Origin of the sequence: Aquibium oceanicum, from assembly GCF_001889605.1 — a bacterium.
GTDB lineage: Bacteria > Pseudomonadota > Alphaproteobacteria > Rhizobiales > Rhizobiaceae > Aquibium > Aquibium oceanicum.
The window spans coordinates 4,967,166-4,990,845 of the sequence record NZ_CP018171.1; the positions used below are offsets into that span (position 1 = coordinate 4,967,166).

20 protein-coding genes, 2 pseudogenes and 1 other annotated feature are annotated in these 23,680 nt (G+C 60.1%); of the genes and pseudogenes, 7 read left to right on the forward strand and 15 right to left on the reverse strand.

Annotation, left to right across the window (positions count from 1 at the left end):
• Positions 1-19: 19 nt before the first annotated feature.
• The 3 genes from BSQ44_RS24380 to BSQ44_RS24390 all read right to left on the reverse strand — a co-directional run bounded on the left by BSQ44_RS24380 (position 20) and on the right by BSQ44_RS24390 (position 4,036).
• Positions 20-640: a hypothetical protein gene (locus tag BSQ44_RS24380; protein ID WP_072607620.1), complete on the reverse strand. Its 621-nt coding sequence runs from the start codon at positions 638-640 to the stop codon at positions 20-22.
• 1,258 nt (positions 641-1,898) lie between these two features.
• Positions 1,899-2,369, reverse strand: coding sequence for a sigma-70 family RNA polymerase sigma factor (locus BSQ44_RS24385; protein WP_072607621.1), 471 nt, complete (start codon positions 2,367-2,369; stop codon positions 1,899-1,901).
• A gap of 477 nt (positions 2,370-2,846) precedes the next feature.
• Positions 2,847-4,036, reverse strand: a protein-coding gene (locus BSQ44_RS24390; RefSeq protein WP_114579923.1) for an IS3 family transposase whose coding sequence is annotated in 2 segments (ribosomal slippage) — positions 2,847-3,784 and positions 3,784-4,036 — 1,191 coding nt in all. Because the reading frame shifts where the segments join, the coding sequence is not laid out codon by codon here.
• Positions 4,037-4,169: 133 nt separating this feature from the next.
• Here BSQ44_RS24390 and BSQ44_RS24400 point away from each other — a divergent pair.
• Positions 4,170-4,516 (forward strand): annotated as a pseudogene (locus BSQ44_RS24400) (transposase); the annotation flags it as partial.
• Positions 4,517-4,843: 327 nt separating this feature from the next.
• Here BSQ44_RS24400 and BSQ44_RS27080 read toward each other — a convergent pair.
• Genes BSQ44_RS27080 through BSQ44_RS24420 form a run of 5 tightly spaced genes read right to left on the reverse strand, consistent with a single transcriptional unit; the run spans position 4,844 to position 10,760 of the window.
• Complete coding sequence (locus BSQ44_RS27080) at positions 4,844-5,101, reverse strand: hypothetical protein (protein ID WP_157894684.1); 258 nt, start codon at positions 5,099-5,101, stop codon at positions 4,844-4,846.
• Between the two features lie 10 nt (positions 5,102-5,111).
• Positions 5,112-5,978, reverse strand: coding sequence for a DUF6671 family protein (locus tag BSQ44_RS27085; RefSeq protein ID WP_072607623.1), 867 nt, complete (start codon positions 5,976-5,978; stop codon positions 5,112-5,114).
• Positions 5,978-6,868 (reverse strand): sulfate adenylyltransferase subunit CysD, encoded by an 891-nt coding sequence (gene cysD / locus BSQ44_RS24410; RefSeq protein WP_072607624.1) that lies wholly within the window; start codon positions 6,866-6,868, stop codon positions 5,978-5,980. The genes BSQ44_RS27085 and cysD overlap by 1 nt, the downstream gene beginning before the upstream one ends.
• Positions 6,865-9,225 (reverse strand): YbcC family protein, encoded by a 2,361-nt coding sequence (locus BSQ44_RS24415; protein ID WP_072607625.1) that lies wholly within the window; start codon positions 9,223-9,225, stop codon positions 6,865-6,867. The genes cysD and BSQ44_RS24415 overlap by 4 nt, the downstream gene beginning before the upstream one ends.
• A complete protein-coding gene (locus BSQ44_RS24420) occupies positions 9,222-10,760 on the reverse strand; it encodes a proton-conducting transporter transmembrane domain-containing protein (RefSeq protein WP_072607626.1) in 1,539 nt (512 codons plus the stop codon). Before BSQ44_RS24420 ends, BSQ44_RS24415 begins: the two co-directional genes overlap by 4 nt.
• A gap of 95 nt (positions 10,761-10,855) precedes the next feature.
• On the opposite strand from BSQ44_RS24420, the gene BSQ44_RS24425 reads away from it, so the two are divergent.
• Entirely contained in the window at positions 10,856-11,734 is an 879-nt protein-coding gene (locus BSQ44_RS24425; RefSeq protein ID WP_072607627.1) for a LysR family transcriptional regulator, read from the forward strand.
• A gap of 132 nt (positions 11,735-11,866) precedes the next feature.
• Positions 11,867-12,385: a transposase gene (locus BSQ44_RS24430; protein WP_072608267.1), complete on the forward strand. Its 519-nt coding sequence runs from the start codon at positions 11,867-11,869 to the stop codon at positions 12,383-12,385.
• 448 nt (positions 12,386-12,833) lie between these two features.
• Here the strand turns inward: BSQ44_RS24430 and BSQ44_RS24435 are convergent, their stop codons facing one another.
• The 5 genes and pseudogenes from BSQ44_RS24435 to BSQ44_RS26420 all read right to left on the reverse strand — a co-directional run bounded on the left by BSQ44_RS24435 (position 12,834) and on the right by BSQ44_RS26420 (position 18,102).
• A complete protein-coding gene (locus BSQ44_RS24435; protein ID WP_335623250.1) occupies positions 12,834-14,348 on the reverse strand; it encodes a pilus assembly protein TadG-related protein in 1,515 nt (504 codons plus the stop codon).
• 131 nt (positions 14,349-14,479) lie between these two features.
• Positions 14,480-14,722 (reverse strand): annotated as a pseudogene (locus BSQ44_RS24440) (transposase); the annotation flags it as partial.
• A 640-nt stretch (positions 14,723-15,362) separates the two neighbouring features.
• Positions 15,363-15,689 carry a DUF982 domain-containing protein gene (locus BSQ44_RS24445; RefSeq protein ID WP_072607628.1) on the reverse strand — a complete coding sequence of 109 codons (327 nt, stop codon included), beginning with the start codon at positions 15,687-15,689 and terminating at the stop codon, positions 15,363-15,365.
• 1,667 nt (positions 15,690-17,356) lie between these two features.
• A complete protein-coding gene (locus BSQ44_RS24455; RefSeq protein WP_072607630.1) occupies positions 17,357-17,848 on the reverse strand; it encodes a GNAT family N-acetyltransferase in 492 nt (163 codons plus the stop codon).
• The gene (locus tag BSQ44_RS26420; protein WP_083535042.1) at positions 17,845-18,102 is read right to left on the reverse strand and encodes a type II toxin-antitoxin system TacA family antitoxin; all 258 of its coding nucleotides are present in this window, start codon (positions 18,100-18,102) and stop codon (positions 17,845-17,847) included. Before BSQ44_RS26420 ends, BSQ44_RS24455 begins: the two co-directional genes overlap by 4 nt.
• Between BSQ44_RS26420 and BSQ44_RS24465 the strand changes: the two genes are divergently transcribed.
• From BSQ44_RS24465 to BSQ44_RS24480, 4 genes are all read left to right on the forward strand, one after another.
• Complete coding sequence (locus tag BSQ44_RS24465) at positions 18,095-18,493, forward strand: recombinase family protein (protein ID WP_072607631.1); 399 nt, start codon at positions 18,095-18,097, stop codon at positions 18,491-18,493. The genes BSQ44_RS26420 and BSQ44_RS24465 overlap by 8 nt on opposite strands.
• A gap of 171 nt (positions 18,494-18,664) precedes the next feature.
• Entirely contained in the window at positions 18,665-19,546 is an 882-nt protein-coding gene (locus BSQ44_RS24470; protein WP_083534908.1) for a serine hydrolase domain-containing protein, read from the forward strand.
• 310 nt (positions 19,547-19,856) lie between these two features.
• Positions 19,857-20,336 (forward strand): hypothetical protein, encoded by a 480-nt coding sequence (locus tag BSQ44_RS24475; protein ID WP_157894685.1) that lies wholly within the window; start codon positions 19,857-19,859, stop codon positions 20,334-20,336.
• A gap of 79 nt (positions 20,337-20,415) precedes the next feature.
• Positions 20,416-21,771, forward strand: a complete 1,356-nt coding sequence (locus BSQ44_RS24480) for a hypothetical protein (RefSeq protein WP_072607633.1) — start codon at positions 20,416-20,418, stop codon at positions 21,769-21,771.
• Between the two features lie 103 nt (positions 21,772-21,874).
• Here BSQ44_RS24480 and BSQ44_RS24485 read toward each other — a convergent pair whose 3' ends face one another.
• Both BSQ44_RS24485 and BSQ44_RS24490 read right to left on the reverse strand, forming a co-directional pair.
• Entirely contained in the window at positions 21,875-22,147 is a 273-nt protein-coding gene (locus tag BSQ44_RS24485; RefSeq protein WP_157894686.1) for a hypothetical protein, read from the reverse strand.
• A 64-nt stretch (positions 22,148-22,211) separates the two neighbouring features.
• Positions 22,212-23,440, reverse strand: a protein-coding gene (locus tag BSQ44_RS24490; RefSeq protein WP_114579930.1) for an IS3 family transposase whose coding sequence is annotated in 2 segments (ribosomal slippage) — positions 22,212-23,152 and positions 23,152-23,440 — 1,230 coding nt in all. Because the reading frame shifts where the segments join, the coding sequence is not laid out codon by codon here.
• Positions 23,043-23,159 (reverse strand) — a sequence feature (AL1L pseudoknot). (Overlaps the previous gene by 117 nt.)
• Positions 23,441-23,680: the final 240 nt, after the last annotated feature.

The window sequence follows — 23,680 nt, forward strand, 5'->3', positions numbered from 1 at the left end:
TCGCGGGGCGCCCCGTGGATCAGGCGGCCTTCCTGATCTCTTCCGTCTGCTGCATGTCGGCGATCCGAGCATTCAGCATCTTGGCCGCTTCGATCAGCTCTTCCGGGGAGAGGGTCAGCATGACCGCCTCGAAGTGCTCCAGAGGGGACCGTTCCGAGCCGGTCTTGTCCGTGGCCTCTTCCTTGGCTTCCGGCTCTTCCGTGGTGACCGGCTGTTCCGTGGTCTCTTCCGGAGTGGGCGCCGGCATGTCCTCCTTAGAGGCATACTTGCAGAACTCCTCATACTGCCCCATGCTGGTCACGCCGAGCGCCGTCTTGTGCGCCTCAAGGCTATCCATGGCGAACTTGAGCGCGTCATCCAGCCCCATGGTGGCGACCTTTTCACGGTGCCCCTTGTGGAAGCCTTCGGCGAAAGCCTTGTCGGCGATCCGCCATGCGTTCCGGAAGGTCGACGTCACCTTGACGCCTTTTTCCACTCCGAACACCTTGTCCTCAAGGCGCTTTTTCGCACCCTTGCCACTGTCCCGCGCCATGGCCAGCCAGCAAAGGCCGACATAGTATGCGCCGTTGGTCTTGCTTTCCAAATCGCGGATACGACCGGCAACGCCTGAAATCGTGTATCCCTTGGTTTCCGTGGTCATCTTCGTTTCCCTTTCCGTTTTGCTCAATTGAGCAGGTTGTCCGTTTGACACACCTCTCCCGTTGCCCCGCGAGGGGCTGGTTTAGAGCGGTGGCTGGCCGGTCCGTCATCACGACGCTCCGTTAGACATAGACTACACTGGCCCACGGTCAGGTCTACGAAGGCGTAGACGATTTTCTGCAGTAAATACAAGGTGTTGATTACCGAATAGTGACACACATACTTCACCTATATTTTCCATTTTTCATCTGATATCACTCCAGATATAGAAAAGGCGCCCCGAAAGGCGCCTTTTCCTTCGCCGTTTCTTTATTAAGACCCTAATCCCAACTCGGGGCCTCGATCAACGGCATGAACCTGGGGGTCATTGAAGATTAGTGTCTTGTTCCTCCTGTGAGCTCCAATTCGGCCAGAACCGGCGCGGTTTCGTTGAGGATGGTGGCAAAAACCTCCATGGTGCACCGCCACGCCGGTAGCCAAGCGGCACCAAAGCGCCGCGCCGCCCCGCGCCGGCTCAGCCCCTCGATCTGAACCGCATGGCGAACCCTATAGCTCTACGCCCATCTCAATAGACATCAGCTTTCCTGAAGCTTCCGACAGCAGTCCCAACGGGGAAAGTCGGAAGGAGCGATTGCGAAATCTCCGGCCTCCGCTTGGCCCGAGCTGGTCGGCATGGCTCGGGTTCATTAGGAACTTTCAAAACTACACATGCGTTACCCTTGGCCAGAGGGCGAAAGCGGCTTGGCACGGATGGAATGTTCTGCACGTGCTACGGCCCCGCCGGCGGCGTGATGTTTCTGGGAGGAACCGCGCCGCCGGCGTCTGAGCGGCCAATGGTGCCAAACCGCCAAAATCGGTCACCGCCCACCGACTTTCTCGGCGTATTGTGTGTACGATTTTTCCGTGAATAACTGCGCTACACCATTGCACGCGGATCTGATGGGCATAGATTTCCCTTGCGGCAGGGCAAGGCAATCGGCGCCATTGGGCGACACGTAACGAGGTGTGGGCGCGGATCCCGCAATCCGAAGCGCCTCGCGGTCCCTTCTTCCGCGAGGCGTTTCGCTACTCCAGCAATCCGAAGTCAGATTTCCGATAGTCGAGGCTGCGCCCTGCTATGGCCGCAAGCCCGAACGTCTGACAACGTGGAGGCGGAGATGTTCCGCGCGGTAAAACCCGCGCCGCTCAGATCTCGTGGCGTCCTCGACGCTTCTGTCGGAGGGTTCGAACAAGGCGCGCGCCGAACTCTCCCCCAGATCCTAGAGCAGGCTGACGCGTGCGCGGTTGAGGCGGCTCTTGACCGTGCCCATGGCGCAGCCGCAGACCTCCGCCACCTCCTCGTATCTCATGCCCAGCATGCCGATGAGCACGATCACCTCGCGATGCTGCACGGGCAGCCGGTTGATCGCCGCGACGAGTTCCTTAACGCGCACCGACCATTCCTGCGTGGCCTGCTCGATCGGGCGGACCGAAGCGCAGTCGGCGAGCCCCGGGACCTCGCGGCTGTAGACCTTGATGCGAGTATAGAAGGTGTTGCGCATGATCGTGAACGGCCACGATTTTATCCGGGTGCCCGGCTCGAACTTGTCGAGGTTGGCAATGCCCTTCGTCAGCGTCTCTTGAAAGAAGTCGTCGGCGTCGGATACGTCGCGGTAGAAGCTGCGGGCAAAGGCGCGAAAGGCCGCGATTAGATCGACCAGTTCCCTCTCGATCCCGTCTCTCTCCGGCATCGGATGTACCTGCAGCGATAAACACGATTAAAGACCTGTCGAAAAGTGGCCGGTCGCGGCATTGGTTCCTGGCAAACCCCTTCAGGATGAGATCGATACCATAGACAGCGGCATTCGCGGGTTTGCGAAGTGTTATGCTCGCTCCTCCATTCTGCCTCGCTATCGTCGCATTGGCGGACGGAGCGGACCATCCCATTAACTGAGGCCCGCTCGTAAGAAGCGAACCGGTGGCGCAGATATGTGGTAGTAGTTCGCAACAGCTGCGCGACGCGTGTCCGCTACGGCTACGGACGCGCGTAAGGCAGTGCTCCACGCGCTCGGGAACATGAAGGACGCGAAAACCGCGGCGAAGGCCAGAGAGACGTTTGCCGATGCTGCGGACGAGGCCGTCAATCTCATGCCATCCCGCCCAAGTCGCTAGCGCCAGCCGGTTTCAAAACCCCCAAATTGGAACCGACCTGACCTGCCACTGAACTTTCATCCAGCGGCGGTTAGAGCCTTGGCCGTTTCTGTTACGCCGTAGGGCGCGGTTCGAGCAACCGGTGGAGACGCGAAGCCCTTATCGAGCGAAGCGTCGGAGGCGGTTGCGGCGAGAGTTCCGGCGAAGGCCGCCGGGGTCTGGTATCCGAGCGAGGAATGAGGTCTCGCAGAGTTGAAGTCCTGCCGCCACTCGGCGATGGCGTTGCGGGCGTGGTCGAGGCCGAAGAACAGGCTCTCGTTCAGGAGTTCGTCGCGCATCCGGCCGTTGAAGGATTCGACGTAACCGTTTTGCATGGGCTTGCCCGGCGCGATGTAGTGCCATTCGACGCGATGATCCTTCGACCAGGCGAGGATCGCGTTCGAGGTGAACTCCGTGCCGTGGTCGGAAACGATCATGTCCGGCTTGCCGCGACGGCTGATCAGATCGGTCAGCTCACGGGCCACCCGACGACCGGAGATCGACGTGTCGGGGATGGCGCCCAGGCATTCGCGGGTCACGTCGTCGACGATGTTGAGCACGCGGAACCGCCGCCCGCAGGCAAACTGGTCGTGCACGAAGTCCAGCGACCAACGCGCGTTCGGCCTCGCCTCGACCAGGATCGGCGCCCGCGTGCCCACCGCGCGTCGCCGCGCCCGGCGCTTGCGCACTGTCAGCCCCTCCTCGCGGTAGAGCCGATAGATGCGGTTGATCCCTGATGGCTCGCCCTCGCGCCGCAGCAGGATGAACAGGCGCCGATAGCCGAAACGCCGGCGCTCGTTGGCGAGATCGCGCAGCCGGCCGCGCAGTTCGGTCTCCGGCGCCCGGCACGACTGGTAGCGGATCATCGTGCGATCGGCACCGACGATGGAACAGGCCCGACGCTCCGACAGACCCATGACGGCCTGCAGATGCGCGACGGCTTCGCGCTTGGCGGCGGGCCCTACCATTTTTTTGACAGGAGCTCGCGAAGGGCCGAGGCTTCCAGCATCTGCTCGGCGAGCAGGTTCTTCAGCCTCCCGTTCTCGTCTTCCAAAGCCCTCAGGCGCTTGGCGTCGGACACGTCCATGCCGCCATACTTCGCCTTCCAGTTATACAGCGTCGCCTCAGAGACCCCGTGCTTGCGGGCCAGGTCACCTGCCTTCGCACCCGCCTCGTGCTCGCGTAGAACCCCGATGATCTGCTCTTCCGTAAATCGCTTTCGCTTCATCTGTCCGTCCTTCGATCGAGAGCCGGACTCTAACTCCAGGTGGAGGAAAAACTCAGTGGCAGGTCAGACCGAAGCCGAAGCGACTTTTTCCCATCCCGTGAAGCCGTGCGCGGCAGGCTCCATTTTCCCTTCGAGGCGCAGGCTGACCGGGACTTTCGGTGCGACCGAGATTGGAAGAGCAAGGCCCAGCGGGCATATCAGCGGCGTACGCAGGCGGCCGATGCGCTGATCGCCTCGGTCTTCCTTCCCGACACCAATACGCGCCGAATGCGCCGCGCAACTGCTACGCTGGTCGCTGGAGCCATCGGCAAGGACGTGGTCAGCCGCACTTGGCGCAAGGTCAATACCGGCCGGGATGCCTGTAACGCTCGCTCGCTGGCCGAGGAACCGATCATGCGCCTGATCCTGGACGGCACGATGGTCCGTGACAGGCTCGACCGCAAGGCGACCTCGCTCTCGCTGCTGGTAATCGTCGGCGTGCCCCGGATGATGCCGTGCTTTCGATCGATCGAGATGTAGCTTTTGTAGCCATGACGGGAATGGCGATGTCGATCTGAGGGGCGCCGTCCTCCTTCGGTTTGGCCCTGGAGAACTTCACCGTCCAATGGGCGTCGCGATCGGATGTCCCCATCAGTTGGCTTGATTTTTTTTTCACCAATTCTTACGAATACCGAGCGAATGAATATCGGCAGTGCAGACCAACTTTCCCCGCGACCGTTGTCCGCAGTCCCATACCTCCTCTGTTGGCCGACCACACTTGAACATAGTTTGATCGCTGGTTCGCTCTGAGCGGTGATCCTTTTTGACTCAGGGTTCACCCGGGTGTCCCGGCTCAGGGAGCACGTCGGTTTTTGTTCCATTCTGCGTATCGCGTCGATCCGTTCCGGCGCGGCAACGCGCTTCGATAAGCCATTCGAGGACGGCAAGATCGGCCAGCACATCATTGGGATTTCGCCGCCACGCCGATCTCAAAGCCGCCCTAAGCCAACGCCCGGTCTGTGCGCTCGCCAGGACCTCTTTGTATAACCGATCAGGTGATTTGGCAGTAGTTGATTTCTTGCTCATGCTCGTCATCTCAGGGGTTGCAGAACAGGCAATGAGCGGCCGAAGCGCGCGATGCCCGATCAGACGCTCTACGCCTTGAAACATGCTTGCACTTCACACAGCCGTAGACTTCCCAGAGTGGCAAAGTACTTGGTCCACCACACTCTTCGCATGGTAAGCCCGTCTCGATGTCAACGAGACCAAAGCCCGGGTTGTCGCAATCTGGACAGAGTGTCAGCAATCTGACCGCGAGCCTTCTGACGGCCTTCTGGATTGCGGCCATCCGGGTCGGGTTGAAGTGTGCACGCATGTCCGACGCGACGAGTGCTTTACCATCTTTGGATGACTTAGCGCAGACAGCGATTGCTTCGTCCAGCGCACAATAGGAGCCGATGCCCTTGAAGATTATTCCCGGTACGCGATCTGGCAAGTTCGGCCGGACGATCAGCGCATGCGAAGGAAAGTAGTTGTTCGTCAGAAAATCTTCGAGTTCGCTGATTGCCGCGACTGAGCGATGCGCAAAGACTGGCGCATCGACCACTAGATGCTCGTGGACGATGATCCCAGCGACATCATCGACGAGAACAACAAGCTCGATGCCGCCTGGTACGAAAGGCAATTGAGGATGAGGACCATAAGCACCTTCGCTCGCAAGACCGCGGGGCAGCTTCATAGCGGTCATGCCAAGCCGGGCTTTTGCCATAACTGTTTCGAGCATCGTGCCCTTGCGAGGAACTTCGCCGGTAAACGTGCCAAGCGCATCGGTATCGATCATCTCGGGTACGAGCACACTCAGTCCCAGAATGTCGTGAAGAATAGCGGAAAACGCCTGCTCCTTGCCATGCATGGTTGCGAGTGCGGCCTGTCCGCCATCATAAACGCTCAGAGGCCTGCCCATCAAAAATAGCCTTCGCGTTTTTGTGCCTCCAGCGACGAACCATCGCCGACCCGGCCGTTTCGCTCCGAGATTCGGGCCGAGAAGGTTTCTTGCAGTACGGCGCCAAGGTCCGATGCCGACGACTTTGCCGCGGCCGTGACCGGCCAGCACCCCAGCGACCGAAAACGCACGCCCATTGTCCTTATCGGCCCAAACTGGAAACGCTTCGCCTGCTCGGGTTGGTCAACCACGATCAGATTGCCATTGTGCTCTACGACTGGCCGCGGCGCAGCGAAGTAGAGTGGACAAAGCTCGATACGATTGAAGAAGATGTAAGCCCACAAATCCTGCTCGGTCCAATTCGACAACGGATAGACGCGGAGGGTCTGCTCCGGGCTTCGGCGGAAATTGTAAATCGACCAAAGTTCCGGTCGTTGGTTCTTGGGATCCCAGCTGTGTTCCTTGCCCCGGACGGACACGATGCGCTCCTTGGCCCTGGATGCTTCTTCATCTCGCCTGGCACCGCCGAGAATGACATCATAGCCACCCAGATCGAGAGCTTGCTTGAGCGCATCTGTCCGCATCATGGTCGTGTAGGTGGCGCCGTGATCAATCGGGTTCAGCCCCTCGCGTCGCCCTTCTTCGTTCACATGGGTGCGGAGTTCGAACTCGTTCGCAGCAGCGAAAGCATCGCGAAACGCAATTACATCGTTGAATTCCCACGTGGAGTCGACAAGCAACAGAGGGATAGGCGGTTTTGCCGGGTAGAATGCCTTGACGGTAAGGTGTGCCAACACCGTTGAATCCTTGCCGCCAGAAAACAGGACCACGGCATTGCTGCTCTCGACCACCGCCTCCCGGATAATCCCGATTGCCTCACTTTCCCTGTGCGAGAGATGCGTGAAGCTCATAATGCACCCCATCGGAGATCTCTGATGTAGCGGCTGGTCGGGCGGCCGAGATCGTCCAGGGCGACGAGCGAAAGCCAGGCGTTGTCGAACAACGCGCGTACACCTGTATGACGTTCCAAGATTGTTGTGATCGCATCGATAGGGGCAGCGACGAGGACGCAAAGGCGCACAGGATCATGAACAAGCCGTTCGCCATCGTGGACCGATTGCCAAGGTAAGCCGGTGCGAAGCGGTCCTGAGTTGCCTTCGAGCACACCAATGCCGCCCGCTACGTTGTGAAGCATTTTATTCCCCGATCCATACATGTCAGGCGCCACGCTCGAACCGAAATATTGGAGGCTGATCCAACTCGCCACGACAACCGGCGCCGTCATGATCAATTCAAGGACTTTGAACCCATCATCCTTGCGCCAGTCATAGTCATGCAAAAAACTACGCCCCTCCAGCGCGAGACCGCGTGTTCGAGATCGCGGTGCGGCGATAAATGCCGCACATCCAGCCAAGCCCCATTCGGGCCGCAACTCGGACCAATCCTTGCCGCGGACAGTGAGGGAAGCGGCGTTGCTCGCACCGGGCAGACGGGCGGCGCGCTCGACCCGGGCAAGGGCACTCGCCTGATCAAGCCAACAGCGCGCTTGCGAAATTTGCGGCGTAAGGCCTTTCGCGAAATCTTCGAACAGAGTCACCTGGTCGGAGGTCGTGTCGTGCAATCCGGCAACGAACACGGTCTCCTGCGGGATGGTGATGCCCATGACCACCAGCCCTTGCCGAACCTCCGCCTCGTTGAGGATGCCGGCGAGCACTCTTGCGTTGACGTCGCCGGCGTGGCCTCCGCATGCTCCGCAATGCAGTGCGCTGGCGAACGGGTTGTTGACGACTTGCGCGCCGTGACCGATGAGCAGGATGAGTGGCGGAAAATCCTGCGTCATCGACATCGCCTGCAAAATGCCCGATGCCATTGTAATCTTGGTGCTGAGATCAGCGTTCAAATACGGCGCGGGCTCTGCCACAGTCGAGTCTTCTTGGCGGAGGGCGCCTCTCGCCAACCGGAGCGCGTATCCAAGACCGGCCGCCTCGACATAGGCAAAAGACGAAACGGCAGCGGCCTTGAACCGGTCCAGCGCTCTTCGAGCGCGTCTTGCGATTCTGGCGTTGGTATCCGGCAATTGGTTTTCGCGCGTGGATGCCGTGGTAGACACCGCTGGAGGTAGCAGCACCGGCAGGCGATGTTCTGGGACATCGGAAGCGAAGCGATGATGCGAGGAGCCGATCCCAAAGAAGCCAGCGAAACCTCCTGTCTCGATACATGGTGAAACGCATTCCAACGCCCGCCGGAAAACCTCCGAGCGCACGTCGATACAAAAGAACGCCTTTATTTCGGTCGGCTTGCCAGCCGGCTTGAGGGTATTCGTGGACAGTGTCCGTGCCAGATTTCTGCGGGAGGCCACTTCAACCGATGTTTGCAGAACACAATCCACGAGAATGTCGTCGGACACGACCAGTGGAGCTGCGTGCGCTCTAAGTATGCCTGCCCATTTTTCCCGGCTGCGCGGTGACGCGAGATCAAGACATGCCTTTTCAAACTGAAGGTAAGCGGCCAGGAATCCATACAGTGTCTCGTCGCGTTCCCCTTTTTGTTCAGCCAGCCAGCCTGGCAACCGCGCCGCCTGCGCCCAGCCGCGGAGACGAAGCAGCAACTGATGGCAGTAGCTCTCCGCTGCTGTTTCGGAAACGCCGAGCTTGCCCAGCGCGGCGATTACCGCATCGGCTGTGCTGGCAGGCGCTCCTTGCGCTTTGCGGCAAAATCCTTTCAGGCCGACGAGTTCGGGAACGAGGTCGTGTGTCGCGAACTCACGCCAGCTGGCAAAGGCGTTCGCTAGTCTTGCCGGGCGCCACATTGCCTGGCCCTCATCGAAGTAGCCCTGAGCCCAAATCGACAACCTCTCTTCGACCAGCACTGGAAAATCGAACCCGCGTTCGGCGGAAAGGATATCCGCGACGGTGGCAAGCGGCCCTACAGGATCACGTTCCACCCCGGCGGCGGCTTTGACACTCGAGGCGTTCATGCGCGAATCCAGACCGAGATCACCAAGCGCTATTCCGATGTCACCATCTTCGATCTCTCCACTTGCCAGCCTGTCGCGGTACCAGGCTCGCGGCATGAGCGGATGCGGACCGCCAATCCGCTCCATACGCGCAGCAACGATTGGAAGAGTTTCTTCCGCGTGGCCGAGAAACGGGTTGACAGCAACGGTTGCGCTCAGCGGCCATGCAGGAGGGATCATCTGACAGGCCCGGTCGACTGCCTCGAGGACTGGGTTCGCAAAGAAGCCACTGGCCGAAGGAATCTGGTTCATGACCTGAGCCCCTTGGGTTCCGCATAGCTGCGCAAGGCTAGATCGAAGAGAAGGTTTGCGTAGAGCCCATTTTGGAGGTGAACCCTTAGTCCCGCGGCGGCGGGATGATCCGCCCAGTGTGGGAACATCGACTGAGCGAACGCCGTTATGGAGAAGGTGGTAAGAGCGAGCACGATCAACACCCACTCCAGAGGCCCGGCAAAGGGAACCGGTGCGACGGCGTCGCCGACCAGGAGAGTAACCCCCTGTTGCAGCGCAAAATATGCAACTGTCATCACCGCGGCATAGACGATGGTGCGGCGCGTAAGTGCTCCGGGCGCGGCATCGGCCAGACCCTGAGCGAACATATAGGCGATGCCCAGCACCAAGATGATCCCTAGAGCAACTGCTTGTGGCGGTTTATTCCACGCCTCGAAGAGCACTGCGACGACCGTGAACACCAGGAGCGCACAGAGAAACGCAAGCGCGACTGATCTCAGCGAGGGCACAGCTACGCGACCCGGCCGCTTTGCAGCGGTCACTCTCTCGACCACCCCTCCTGAAGAGAGGAAAGAGTGGGCCTTGTAAAAGGAGTGGGCAACGATATGGAGGAGAGCAAAGGCAAACAGACCCAATCCGCACTGCATTATCATGAAGCCCATCTGTGCAATCGTCGACCAGGCAAGTGCGGTCTTGATTGCGGGCTGCGTTAGCATGACAAGGCTCCCGATCAGCGCCGTGAAACCGCCGATCGCTACAAGCACAGCAAGGACGCCGGGCGCACCGACCAGGACGTCCGAGAATCGGATCAACAAAAACCCACCCGCGTTGATCACGCCGGCATGAAGCAGGGCAGAGACCGGGGTCGGCGCCTCCATCACTTCCGTGAGCCACCCATGGAATGGAAACTGCGCGGATTTGAGAATGGCCGCTGCCGCGATTAGAGCCGCCGCAAGCGTCGTGCTTGCCGAGCCGGCAAATTGGCCGGCCTGCGCTGAAATCGTGGCGATGTGGCCGCTGCCAAACGTGTACGCAAGCAGGATGAACGCGACTGTGAGACAGATGTCGCCGGCGCGGGCGAGCAGCCATTTCTTGCGGGCGGCCCGAATTGCAAGAGGCCGATGCGGATAGAAGATAAGCAGACGCTGCAGGAATAAGCTCGTGGCAAGCCACGCCAAGGCGAATAGCCAGAGCGTACCTGCCTGCACAAGAATGTGAACGGCGCACAACGTCAAAGTCATCCAGCCGAGAAAGCGGTCGCCGCCCTTCTCCTCGCGCAGATTGATCGTGCTGTAGCGCAAAACGATCAAGCCAACAAAAGCGATTAGACAAGATAATATTACCGTGATGTTATCAATCAGAATCGGCAAAAGCATTGCTTTATGACCGATTACCAACAGCATTGCCGAATTCAATGTGAATAAGAGCGAAATGCTCGCAGCAATTAATACTACACAAGTCTTGATGAACCGCTGCTCGCCCGGTCGCAGAAGCGCGAATAGACCGGCGAAGGCCAGAAGCGCAGGAGCGGATAAGGCAGTGATGTCAAGCAGCATGGCATTCTCCCCGAGAAGTCAGAACAGCTTAACAAAGGGGGCTTCCATCCATCAAATCGAAAGAATAGAATGGATCGTTCTTTCATGGAGAACACATGCTGCTGAATTACAACCATTTGCGGTATTTCTGGGCGGTAGCGCGGGAGGGAAACCTCACCCGGGTCGCCGAGCATATGCGCGTGTCCCAGTCAGCGCTTTCGACCCAGATCAGGAAGCTCGAACACCAGCTTGGACACGAGCTATTCGATCGACGTGGCAGGAAACTCCTCCTTACCGAGGCGGGCAGGCTGGCGTTCGAGCATGCGGAAGCAATCTTCCGGACAGGTGATGAATTGGTGGGCACGCTTCGCGCGCAAGGAGAATCCCAAAGGATCATTCGGATCGGTGCGCTGGCGACGTTGTCGCGCAACTTTCAGATGGAGTTTCTAGGTCCTTTGCTTCGCCAACCTGAACTCGAGATCGTGCTTCGATCAGGAAGCTGGGAGGAATTGCAGGCGGAGCTGGAGGCGCTGCGCCTCGACGTGCTTCTGGTTGACCGGCAGGTGCCCGCCGAGCCTGGAAGGCAATGGATCGTCCATCGGCTCGACGAACAACGGGTCGGCTTGGTCGGTACGCCTCGCTATGACACCGGTGAGACGCTGAAGAAGACTCTCAAGCAGTATCCTTTGATCCTCCCGACCGCTGCCAGCGGATTTCGCATGGGCTTCGATGCGCTCATCGACAAGATGGGCATCACGCCGCTCGTGAAAGCGGAAGTGGATGACATGGCCATGATGCGCTTGATGGCACGGGAAGGCTCGGGGTTGGCTGTCGTGCCGCCGATCGTCGTGCGAGACGAGCTAGAGTCCGGGCTTTTGAAAGAGATACATCCATTGCCCGGGATCGTAGAGACCTTCTATGCCGTAGCCATTGCCAGAAAATTCCCCAATCCTGTTCTTGCAACCCTCTTGGGGCGTGGATCCGGGGAACATTGATACGCTCCACTATTACGGAAAAAGCTGACCTTCGCTTGGCATAAGTAGATAGCCGGGGTCGAAACCCAGTCGGGCTATTGAAGGTCTGCAACAAATCAGATTCGCTGTCGTCGCTTTACGGCGGAGGCGATGATGAGGAGGCATTTCTGGCTGGACGACGAGGCGTGGGCGGCGATCGAGCTGCACCTTCCAAGGAAACAGCCGGGCGCGCGCCGAGTCGATGATCGGCGCATCATCAGCGGCATCCTGCATGTGCTGAAGGCCGGCTGCCGCTGGCAGGACTGCCCGGCCATTCTGCCGCTGACCGCCGACAACGTCGCCCACTTCACCATGGCCGGGCCACTGATGGACGCGGCCGGTCGGGCGCGCTGCCTGATCGCCGACAAAGGCTACGACGCCAATGCGCTGCGCAAGCGCCTGCACGCCAAAGGTGCCGAGGCCATCATTCCCGGGCGCTCGAACCGGAAGGTGCCGATCGACTACGACGAAGTCCGCTACAAGGGACGCTGGCGCATCGAGGCCGCCTTCTGCAGGCTGAAGGACTTCCGCCGCATCGCTACCCGCTACGACAAGCTCGCCCAAAACTTCCTCTCGGCCGTCGCGCTCGCAACCCTCGTCGCATTCTTGGGTCTGAATGAGTCTCAACCTTAGCCAAAATCGGGAGCCTCGGCCAACGGGGACACGAGATCACCGAAGCTTACTATCGCCAGTATTGATGAACGCGAACATTAGTATCCTGGCAGTTGGTATTACCCAACGATGCGCAGGTTCGACAATTCGTCCGCGATTTCCTTGAACTTGTCGGAAAGATTGGCGCCGGTCGCGTTCCAGTAGAGCTTCGCGGGGCTTCCCGAACTGTCGTTGCGGAAGCGGGAGTTGGACGAGCACGCCTTCAGCGCGTCGATCTGCGCTTTCTCGTCGGACTTGGAGGTGCTGAGGTCGAGCGACACGGTCATGACGATGATGCCCTTGGCCTTGGCGCTTTCGCAAAGAGCGTTCATCTGCTGCGTCATGGCGCTGGTGTAGTTGTCGTTCGAATAGGTGGTCTTCCCGACCGTGGTGCCCATGAACATGCGGGTGTAGGATTCGCCCGGCTGCTTCAGGCCGGTGTAGCCGTAGGCCGAATAGGTCGACTTGTTGGCCGCCGCGTCGGCGTATCCCAGCGAACTCGGCGTGTAGTAGGTGTTGGCGCCGTCGGTGAGCACGATGACGACCTTGTCGTTGCCCTTCTCGGTCTCCACCCTGCCCTCGGTGAAGGGAGCATCGTGGGAAACGGTCCGCCATCCCCAGGCCAGGCCTTCGGGAACGTTCGTCGCCCCAGCGGGGTCATCGCGTCGATCGCGTCCTCGATCTTCTTCTTACCGGCCGCGACGCTGACGTCGACGAGCGCCGTGATCGGCTTGGTGGTGCAGGAATCGTTCGGCCCGCTGCTGGCTGCCGCGGCGGACGTGCCCTCCCCGGCCGGCGTGAAGTATTTGGGCATGTATTTCTGCCGCGTCGAGGCGCTGCTGGACGTCGTCACGTCGACCCACCAGCTGTTGGGTGCCGAACCGCCCGAGGTCTGGTCTGTCTCGTCGGGGGCGAACATCGGGACGAAGAGCGTCGCCGGCGTCGCCGTGACAGGCGCGGCATCATTGAGGTTGTAGGGATAGGGCCGCGCCTCGACGCATCCCTGCCAGCCGGCGAAGGCGCCGTATGAATACTGGTACGCGCCGTTGTCGACCCAGCCATAGGTCCGGCACGATCCGCTCGACCTGTACGAGGTGCACACATACTGCATGTCAGCGACCCAGGACTTGCCGGTGACCCGCTTGACGTCGTTGAACATGGTGAAGCGGGTGACCTTCTGGTTCTCCTGCGCGCCCCAGTCCGCGCCCTTCTTGTAATAGATGCCGCCCGACAGCTGCACCTTCTTGGTCGAAGGCATGGTGGTCCAGTCGAAATCCTCGTGATGGATCGGCGAACGGCCATCGACGTCCATCCACGCAGCGGTGGCGTTGGAGGGACCGACATTCACGGAAGCCGCAAACGGGACGAGCGAGAACTGCACCGGCTTGTCGACCTGCTTGAGCTGGTCGGCCTGCGCGGCGAGCGTGGAAACGAGTTGCTTGGCGGCATCGCGCAGAAGCACGATCCGCTTCTTCCCCGATCCCGAGCCCGTGTAGTCCATCGAGCCGGAGTTATCGAGAACGAGCGCGACCTCGAGCGTGTTCTTCAACCTCACCTTCGTCTCGGCCTGGAAGTCCAGCACCGCCTTGTCGCTGCCGATGAGGCTGGTGAACCCGTCGAGGAAGAAGGGCTTGAAACTATGTGTCGCCGAGATCGTCAGCACACCGCCGCCGGTCCCCTCGTTGGGAAGGACGAGCGTGAACTTCGCGCCACCACCATCGATCCCGTTCAGGTTGGCGAGGAAGAAGTCCTTCGCGTAGGCGGTGGTCGCATCCTTGCTGGCGCCTTCGACGTAGTAGCGCGCAGCGGCGATGCCGGCCGCATCGAGGGCGTTCTGGACGATCGCCCGTTCTCTCGAAAGCTCGGTATAGTCCACCGCCAGAGCGAGCGAGCCCAGGATCGGGATGATCGCCACCGCCGTGGCGATTGCATAATCGCCACGCACATCACGCAAGAATTTTCGGAACATCTGCCTGCACCCGCAAGAAACGAGCCCAACCAACGCGATCTGTAGTGGTGATTCCCTAACGATTCCTAACCCGGAGTCGGATTTCAGAGTATTAAGGCGGAATCCGTTCACGTTGCATCGTATCCTACGGCAGCGAAGTAGTTTCGGCATTCGGTCGGAGTGAAGTGGTCGATAAGGCGGCCGATCGTCGACCAGAGGGCCGTAAGGGTCTGCTCGCCGGCCTTCCTGAGCAGCGCCTTGAGCTTTGCGAAGGCGTTTTCGATGGGGTTGAAGTCGGAAGAATAGAGCGGCAGGAAGCGCAGTGTGGCGCCGGCCGCCTCGATCAGTTCGCACACCTTGTCGCCCTTGTGCCATCGCTGGAGCCGGGAACCTCCGCTCGCGCGTGCTCTTATCTTTTCCATGTTCATCAACTTGGCGATCAGTATCGGAATTGGCCTCCTCCTTGGTGCTGGCCTTTGTGCGGTGCTGGGGCACGCCCTAATCGGCGATGCGGCGCTCGGCTTGTCGTTTGGAACGCTGGTCGATCTGCGATCGGGATCATCTTCGCTGTTGCCCGCGATAGATGAATATCCGGCCAGACGAGCAGCCGGGTTTTGAACCAGCGCCCCTCTCCCTCGTCTCTTGCTACATGGCCCACGCCGAGCTAACTTCTTCCCACCAAGAACGGGGTTCAGCGATGTCTCTGCACAATGTAAAGGCCCACGCTATTGCCGCGCGCGCGGAGAAAGACGTGGCGAAAAAGCTGGATGCGATAGCTTGTGCTCTTGAGGAACTCGCCAAAGCTCTGGGAACTCCAAGTTCGCAACTCAATGGCAAGTCCCCAGAGGAGAGACGTTTGTTCAAATGATCCTAGCTGGTGCGTAGCGGACAGCAATGAGACGATTGCAGCCCGCGCCTGGGCTGTAGTCCTCGTCTATCATTTCTTGCACGCTGCCACCCGTCGCAACCCATGGCGATTGACATCACTTCCTCGTGACACGTTCATGAAAGTCATCGATCGCGCTTCAGCTTACCTTTCGACCGGGTCCAAGCTGGCGACTTGAAGCCCTCCCGCGCCACCGACTTCGGCGGCTCCGGCAGCAGAATGCCGGCCTCGTCCGCAGCCTCTGCGAACGCCTTCCTCGCGGTGGTAACGGTATAGGCACTTTCCATCGCCTTTAGGACGGCCTTGCGCACCGACAGGTGCTTTGCGGTCCAGTTGGTCGGCCAGTCGGTGGCCAGGATTTCAGCGGCCTTTTCTGGCGAAGTAACGGCATGCGCGAGGTTGCCGGCGCGTCCGAGCGAAACACGAAAGTGTGCGGAGAACTGGTCGGACATTTGGGTACTCATGTGAACGGCGGAATCAACTTAGAGCGAGCAGCACGGTTCCGAGGCAGGCTCTGCTTGATATGTTCATTGAGCCAGACCACAGCCTCTTCTGCGGCATAGAAGAGCGGCGGAATAGGATCCAGCGGAAAGAGACACGCCTCTATGTACCAGTGACCTCACATCTCCTCGTAGGTCTCATTCTCGAGATAGACTAGCATCGCAACCAGGATGTCGTCGCGCGAGACCAGACTTCCCGCCCCGATGCCGCGGGGAATGCGTACCGGAACCGGCTCTATGCAACCATAAGCAACACCGCCAGTCTCGGTTGAACGGGGCCTTCCCCTTCACGATGCAAGGCGGCGCGAGGTATACGAACCTGCCACCCAACCTTTGGTTAGTAGAAAGTTCAGATGTCGGGATCCTAGAGCCACCGCTTAAAGCCCTCTTATAACGGGACGATCTAAGTGACGAGGAAATTGCGCAGTCGCACTCGTTGCCGTGTCGCCGACGCGCCCATCAGCGCGGCGAACAGATCATTCCGGAAGGCGCCCGGCTTGACTAAAGCTGCTTTGTCGTAAAGGGCCTTATCGTCCGGGCTCGTCGACCTCCTTGCCTGGGCACTCAGACAAAGTTAATCAAACGTTTCACAACTCTTTTACCATCACCGCAGCCGGCCTCTCAGAAAGCAGGAACTTTGTTCTCGGCTCCCTATTTCATTCTCTATCCATAGGGGTATGGAATGAACATGCTTGCCGCCTTGTCGCTGTCGCTTGTCGTCGGCTTTACCATCGCTTCAGTAGTGCTAGGGGTTCCATGAAGCCCGCTTGAAACTCGGCGTTGAGCCAGGCAAATGCGTTTCGACGCTTGGCGGAGATAGGTGGGCGAACCACCTGAGTGCCCCAGTACAGGTGGGAAACTGGCGGTCTACGCTTGCTTTGCCGCTGGTCGCTTGATTTCGCAGAATACGCGCTTCATCATGCTGCGAGTGCAACTTTTGCAACGTCACCGAGGGTCCGCGGGCGATCCCTAAGTTCACCCGCACCATGCTCAACGGCGCGGGCAATCTGGCGCCGGGCGACGTCTACCCGGACTATTCCGCACCTATCGTCCGCAACAGCGAACAGGGGCGCGTTCTTACCCGCGCACGGTGGGGTTTGCCGTCGTCCCGAAAGGCGTTGATGGATGCCGCGTCTTAGCGCGCCGACAAGCTGCGATCCAAGGGCAAGGAAGTGGATTTCGACTTGCTCCTGAAGATGGAGCCGGACGGTGGGACCACAAATGTCAGGAACGCGGTAAGCCGGCATTGGAAGCCGTGGCTCGGGGTCGAGAACAGGTGTGTGATGCCGCTTACCGCCTTCGCCGAGCCGGACCGGGCGAACAAGCCCGAAGGCGGCAGGACGCCCAATGCTTGGTTTTCCACCGGTCCCGACTATCCACTCGCGTTCTTCGCGGGGATCCATGTGCCGGGCTGGGAATTTTGCCCTGCACCCCAAGCGAAGCGCCGGGGCGGGCGAAGCGGAAAGACGGCGCATGCGTTGCAGGGACGAAATTGCTTCTGCCAGAACCTCCAGCAGAAAAGGCCGCGGGGCGTCGCGGATCGTCAGGCGTCGAAGGAAATGGTGTCCGCCCCCGGAGAGGCTGGCGCAGGGGAACGGCTCTATCGCATCGAGGCAGTATTACAGGCCGCGCAGATCCTTGATGAGCGCGAACAGGTGGAGCGGGTCGCTAGGCGATTCTACGGATCCGAAATGCTTGTAGAAGGATCGCGCTGCGTCGTTCTTGGCATGGACGGTGAAGGCGCGGATGCCGGCGATGTGAGCAGCCTGGAGCGTTCGAAGGATGGCGTCGCGCAAGAGGCCGGCAACGATGCCCTTGCCTTGCCAGTCTCGACTGACAGCAAGACGCGCAAGCAGCATGATGAGCAACGGATGGCGTGCGAGGCACTTGGTCAGCCGTTCGGGTGCGCCGTCATACGCGACCTCGCCGACGACCAGCGTGTAGTATCCGATGATCGTATCGTTCGAGAGCCCGGCACAAGTTTGCGACGCGTTCGCCTGTTGGTTGGGCAGCGCATAACGGAGCAGGAACCGGTTGAGCGGCTCCTCGCCGCAGTCGAAGAGATCGACCGCGTGTTTGCGCGCCAGTTTCTCGATTCGAAAACCGCTCACGCGGGCTCGCGGCCGGAAAAGACGGACGGCTCGTTCAAGATCTTCTTCAGGCGCGGCAGGTCGCGCGGGGGCGCGTCAAGCGCGGCTTGAAAGGCCTCCCACCGCTCAGCGTCAAGATGAAAGCTGCGCCGGTCGGCCAGCGTTTCCTCGACGCGGCCCGACGAGGAAGCAACGAACGGACCTGCAGCAAAAGGCGCTGGAGGCGGCAAGGTGCGACATGGTCGTGCTGGGACGGCTTTCCGCAGTATGCACATAGGCCGCGGCCTGCTGGCGGCGATCGGCAGCTGCCGTCGCGGCGACACGCTGGTTGTCTGGAAGCTCGATCGCGTCAGCCGCAATCTTCGGGAACTGCTGGCGGTGCTGGAAGCGCTGATACCTCAAGGCATAAGCCTGAAGGTTTTGAACGGAGCGGGAGCCGCCATCGATCTGTCGCAAGTCGAAGGGGCGGCCATTTACACCGTCTATGCGGCCTTCGCGGAAATGGAACGCCAGATGAACCGCGCGCGTACCGTTGCCGGCCTTGAAGCTCGGAAGGAAAAACGGCCGCAGAGCAAACGGTTACATCATTATCGACGACCCTCGCTCTGCTCCGTATTCAATTCACGCTCTGCGAGATTAGGCCATATCAGCCGAACTCGCATTTAGGTGCCGTGCGCAGAAGGTTCGCGCAAAATCGATCGGTATGGGGAACCGGACCATTTGAAGGATCGTGGGCATGGCCGATTGCGACCGCTTCTCGGACCCTCGACATATTACCTGCCTCTCCCGAATGCTGTCGCCTTTCGCTTGCAGCACTGCAACAGATAAGGTGGTGGGATGGAAGCACGGGCGATCATAGGCAGTGACGGCAAAATCAACTCCTTCGGTATTACAACCTCCGTCCCATGGTGGAGCTTCACGAAAACTGCCCTCGCGATTGCGCTTCTACGATTGTCGGAAGTTGGCAGGCTCAACCTGGACGAAGCAGTTGCGGGCAGACCATTCACACCGGCCCAGCTGCTTCGGCACGAGGCTGGCTTGCCCGACTACGGTGCGCTGGCAGCTTATCACGTCGATGTCGCGGCGGGGCGATCGCCATGGCCGATCGAAAAGCTCATGGCAGCGGTCGAGGCGGATCGGTTGCGCGACGAGCCGGGACATGGCTGGGCATACTCGAATATCGGCTACTGGTGGGTCGCCCGCCTGATTGAACAGGTTTCGGATCGACCGCTTGAGGAAGCTCTCACGGATCTTGTCTTCGGCCCAGCCGAACTCACGACAGCCCGGCTTGCTACAGTTCCTGCGGATCTCGCCCATGTCAGCATGGGGGACGCGTCCGGCTACCATCCGGGATGGGTTTATCATGGCCTCGTGGTTGGATCCGTGATTGACGCTGCGTGGCTGCTGCGTCTGTTGCTCCGAGGCTCACTGGTGAACGAGCGCACGCTTTCACGTATGCGTGAACCTAGAGCTCTCCCTCAGTTTCGAAGTGACCTATACCCCGATCCTGCATATGCGATGGGCCTTATGCTGCGGGCGACCAACCCGCTTGACCACCCGATAGGTCACACCGGGGGCGGGCCGGGAAGCCAGATTGCCGTCTACGGTCGGCGCGGCGTTACCTGTGCGGTTTGGGTATCTTCCGCTGTCGGTATCGATCCGGTGACGGAAGTGTTTCAAACGTTGGGAAACGGCGGCAATCGCGAAACCGTGGCCTAAAGCGGCCAGTCGGGTTTCCACCCCTACCAAGCCGTTCCGCTGCGCTAGTCCTGGGGAAGCCGATCCGGCAGAAACCGACGCCTTAGTAGCCATTCCAGCGCCCAACCACCTCTGGCGAAAGCGGACGCTGAGCTCATGAAACAGAATACTAAGATTCTGTTTCATCGGCCGGAGGATTCTCATCGTGCAGCTGGATTGCTTCCGCACCCGGCTCTCTATAAAAGTCTTCAAGTAGCGCTTTATGGACGTGCGAACGCCCTTGGTTACCCGTCAGCAGAACACAGTGAATACTCTTACAAGAGATAACTAAATGAAGAAAATATTTATGGGTATTATAGGCTCCGCGATGTCTGTGGCTGCCGGAACTGGTTATGCCCTAGCACAGCAGGAGCCATTCGGACAGGGATTTGCCGGCTGGACCTTTACGCAAGAAGCTCAAAAGGATGGGAAAATCTTCTGTCGGGCGTTTTTGACCCGAGGCAAGCAGGTATCCATCATGGGCATGCTAACCGACGGCACCGGATACGTCTCCGTGAACAATCCGGGAGTGCAGGGGAAACACGCCAGCCGGCTGAACCTCACACAAGGTCCGATCTCGGTGACCGCCACCTCCTACCCCACGCGTCTGGTGTTCTCTCCGCTCGATGACTTCACCCTCGACCAGATCGCTCAGGAAGGCGGATACGTTTGGGTGATCCCGAAGATCAACAAGAGCAACGAAGTCGATCTCGGCGACCGGGCAACGGACGCTTTGAACCGTGTGTTCGAGTGTATCAACGCCAACAGCTGAATTGCCTACTCCCGATGGGCGCGTCCGTCCTCTCAAACTGGAACTTCGCCCGATCACTTGATTCAATGGGATCTACGACATGCTCGGCCGCCTTCGCCTGTCCGCCTTGATTTTTGCCGCATCCGCCGCTGCCTTCGCCCCATCCGCGACTGCGCAGGAAACCGACTATGCGATGGTGAAAGGCTGGCGCATCTTCTCCGAGCAAGGAGGTCTGTCGGGTGGGCTAGTGTGTTACATGTCGAAGGACAACGGCCGCGTCGAGTTGCGGCTTGGCACCGACGGCGGCGACTGGCTGCTCGGGATGCCTTATTATGATCAGGAAGACCGCACCGGAGCCTGGGGATTTGACGGGCTTGAAGCCGAAGCGACCTTTCAGGTGATCGGCTCCGGTTGGGCCTACATGTCCGTTTCGCGGGAAATGCTCAGAAACCTGCGCAACGAGGCCTCTGTCTCGCTCGAACTGGATCGCGGCGTCCAATCCTTCTCGCTTTCGGGTTCCGCAGCGGCGATGACCAAGGTTGAGGAATGCGTGGACAATCGTGGCCGGCCGGCCGGCGGCAACCGGTCGGTTCAGACCCGGCAGCCAGCCTCCCCCGCCCCTAGAGACAATTCAGGATCGCAAGGGGCGAAGGGAGCGACCTCCCAGGTTGGACGCTGGCAACTTCAACGCTTTCGCGACCATTGCGCAGTCACGAACATCCAGGGGCAGGAGAAGGCCCTGCGCTTTGCCTTCGACGGCAACGTGTTCGAGTTCGGCTTTATGGGGATTGGTAGCCACTCGGTCGACAACTCGATTCCGGTGGAAATTTGGTTCGACGGGAGCCGGTCAGGATCCGAGACGTTAGAGGGCGCGCTGACCACTGACGCAGAAGGCGTCGAATGGCGTTCCTTCGCCGATCCGGCCAACGAGCCGGGTCATGAGGACGGGTTCATGAATGCCAGCAGCTTCCACGCCGCCTATACCACGGCTGGTGGCGACGCGACAGAAACCTTCTCCCTGAAGGGCAGCAGCGCTGCGCTGAGGTCGCTATTTGACTGCGGACACAAAGTCTCCGGCAGCACCATGAAGGCAGCACCGCCGCCGGCTACAAGCCGCATGGCGACCCGCGTTACCCCGCAGACTGCTCCGGTCGAGGACGACGCCTATCGCCTTGGTCGCGGGTGCCCCAAGCTTGGCGCTGTTGTCTCCGACGACTCTGCCGAGCCTGCATCAGTCGAATTCAGGTACGCAGTCGGTTCGGGTAATGCGACGCTCATCTACTGGCTCGATCTGGGCGGCAATCCGGTTGAGATGTCGACGTTCGACGCAACCGATGCGATCGTGCGCCTGGATAGCTTCGTCGGACATTCCTTCATCGTGAAGGATTTTCAGGGCACCTGCTACGGTGGATTCTTCGAAGTCCAGCCAGGACGAAATGTATTTGTCGTACGGTGAGGCGCGCGCACGGCCGACAGTCACCTTTGAAGGTGCGACTTTGAAACAGAATTCTCAATTCTGTTTCAGATTCCGCTCTGATCCGAGATGAGCAGGATTGGAGTCAAACTCGCTGACAAAAGGCAGCTTCGGCCCCGCGCCCACTAATATAGCTTAGCGTTGGAATGCCTTGCCTGACCTCGTAGCTGGCCACAAAACCATCAGGCATTACCCCTTGCAGCGGTCCGGAGAGAAACGTCACCGCGCCGAGTGCATCGACGGAGTAGGTGCCCGATGCCCCATCATATCCCGTGTATGTTCCCGGGCCGTCCACGGTGAAATTGAGCGTCAACTGAGCCTGATTGAAATACCAGCACTCGTAGGTTCCGGTCGCCATGTCAGCTGCAAGGGCAGGAGCGGATTGAACCGCCCCGGGTTTGCCGGAGGCCATTTGGTTTGAGTCACGCTGCCATGGCCGGTTCTTCCAGCATGGCGTAGTAGCGTGCCTCGGCTTCGGCCGGCGGGATGTTGCCGATGGGCTCCAGCAGCCGGCGATTGTTGAACCAGTCGACCCAGTTCAGCGTTGCGAACTCGACGGCCTCGAAGGAGCGCCAGGGTCCGCGCCGATGGATCACCTCGGCCTTGTAGAGGCCGTTGATGGTTTCGGCGAGAGCGTTGTCGTAGGAGTCGCCGATACTTCCGACGGAAGGCTCGATGCCCGCCTCGGCCAAACGCTCTGTGTAGCGGATGCTGACATATTGAGATCCCCTGTCCGAATGATGCACCAGGCCACCGCGATGAATGGGCCGCCGCTCGTGCAGGGCCTGTTCAAGAGCATCGAGAACGAAGCTCGCATGCGCCGTCCGGCTCACCCGCCAGCCGACGATGCGACGCGCATAGGCGTCGATCACGAAGGCCACGTAGACGAAGCCCGACCAGGTGCTGACGTAGGTGAAGTCCGAGAGCCAGAGCCTGTTCGGCGCCGGGGCATGGAAGACCCGGTTCACATGGTCGCGTGGACATGGCGCGGCCTTGTCCTGGACCGTGGTGCGGATCGGCTTGCCGCGGATGACGCCGTGTAGGCCCACGTCGGCCATTAGCCGCTCGACTGTGCAGCGCGCAACGCCGAAGCCTTCGCGCAGCATCTGACGCCAGACCTTGCGCGCACCATACACCTCGAAGTTCTCGGTGAAGACGCGCTCGATCTCGGGCTTGAGCTCCAGGTCCCGCTTCGCCCGCGCCGACAGCTTCTCGGGATTGGCGCGCTTGGCGACATGGTGGTGGTAGGTCGACGGGGCGATCGGCAGCACCTTGCAGATCGGCTCGACCCCATACGCCTCGCGGTGATCGTCGATGAACGCGATCATCGTTTGAATGGGCGGTCGAGCTCCGCCTGGGCAAAATACGCCGACGCCTTGCGCAGGATCTCGTTGGCCTGCCGAAGTTCTCGGTTCTCCCGTTCCAGGGCCTTCAGCTTGGCCGCCATGTCCGCCGGCACACCGGCCCGCTTGCCGGCATCCACCTCGGCCTTCTTCACCCACTCGTTCAGCGTCTGGCCCGTGCAGCCGATCTTGCCCGAGATCGACATGATCGCCGCCCAGCGGGAGGGGTGTTCATGCTCGTGATCCAGCACCAGCCGCACGGCTCGCTGGCGTACTTCCGGGGAAAACTTGTTCGTCGTCTTGCTCATGATGGCTCCACCTTCTCAGGAGTTGGAGCCTCCGGCAAACCCGGGGCGGTTCAGATGCCGCAGCTAGAAACAACAGGACAACCGCTGCGCGCATGCACTTACTCCCCCCAAAAAGCCAGCTCTACCGAAGGCAAATCTGTTCCAGATTCCGCCGGGAAGCATGGCTGGACCCGCCCCGTCGATGCCCCATAGCGTACCGGCGGGAAAGAATTCACAATTCTGTTTCAGTTGCGAGCTAAT

Coding starts and splice junctions, on each gene's coding strand:
- BSQ44_RS24380 (WP_072607620.1), bottom strand. CDS start 640: ATGACCACGGAAACCAAGGGATACACGATTTCAGGCGTTGCCGGTCGT.
- BSQ44_RS24385 (WP_072607621.1), bottom strand. CDS start 2,369: ATGCCGGAGAGAGACGGGATCGAGAGGGAACTGGTCGATCTAATCGCG.
- BSQ44_RS27080 (WP_157894684.1), bottom strand. CDS start 5,101: ATGAGCAAGAAATCAACTACTGCCAAATCACCTGATCGGTTATACAAA.
- BSQ44_RS27085 (WP_072607623.1), bottom strand. CDS start 5,978: ATGGGCAGGCCTCTGAGCGTTTATGATGGCGGACAGGCCGCACTCGCA.
- cysD (WP_072607624.1), bottom strand. CDS start 6,868: ATGAGCTTCACGCATCTCTCGCACAGGGAAAGTGAGGCAATCGGGATT.
- BSQ44_RS24415 (WP_072607625.1), bottom strand. CDS start 9,225: ATGAACCAGATTCCTTCGGCCAGTGGCTTCTTTGCGAACCCAGTCCTC.
- BSQ44_RS24420 (WP_072607626.1), bottom strand. CDS start 10,760: ATGCTGCTTGACATCACTGCCTTATCCGCTCCTGCGCTTCTGGCCTTC.
- BSQ44_RS24425 (WP_072607627.1), top strand. CDS start 10,856: ATGCTGCTGAATTACAACCATTTGCGGTATTTCTGGGCGGTAGCGCGG.
- BSQ44_RS24430 (WP_072608267.1), top strand. CDS start 11,867: ATGAGGAGGCATTTCTGGCTGGACGACGAGGCGTGGGCGGCGATCGAG.
- BSQ44_RS24445 (WP_072607628.1), bottom strand. CDS start 15,689: ATGTCCGACCAGTTCTCCGCACACTTTCGTGTTTCGCTCGGACGCGCC.
- BSQ44_RS24465 (WP_072607631.1), top strand. CDS start 18,095: ATGCACATAGGCCGCGGCCTGCTGGCGGCGATCGGCAGCTGCCGTCGC.
- BSQ44_RS26420 (WP_083535042.1), bottom strand. CDS start 18,102: ATGTGCATACTGCGGAAAGCCGTCCCAGCACGACCATGTCGCACCTTG.
- BSQ44_RS24470 (WP_083534908.1), top strand. CDS start 18,665: ATGGAAGCACGGGCGATCATAGGCAGTGACGGCAAAATCAACTCCTTC.
- BSQ44_RS24475 (WP_157894685.1), top strand. CDS start 19,857: ATGAAGAAAATATTTATGGGTATTATAGGCTCCGCGATGTCTGTGGCT.
- BSQ44_RS24480 (WP_072607633.1), top strand. CDS start 20,416: ATGCTCGGCCGCCTTCGCCTGTCCGCCTTGATTTTTGCCGCATCCGCC.
- BSQ44_RS24485 (WP_157894686.1), bottom strand. CDS start 22,147: ATGGCGACCGGAACCTACGAGTGCTGGTATTTCAATCAGGCTCAGTTG.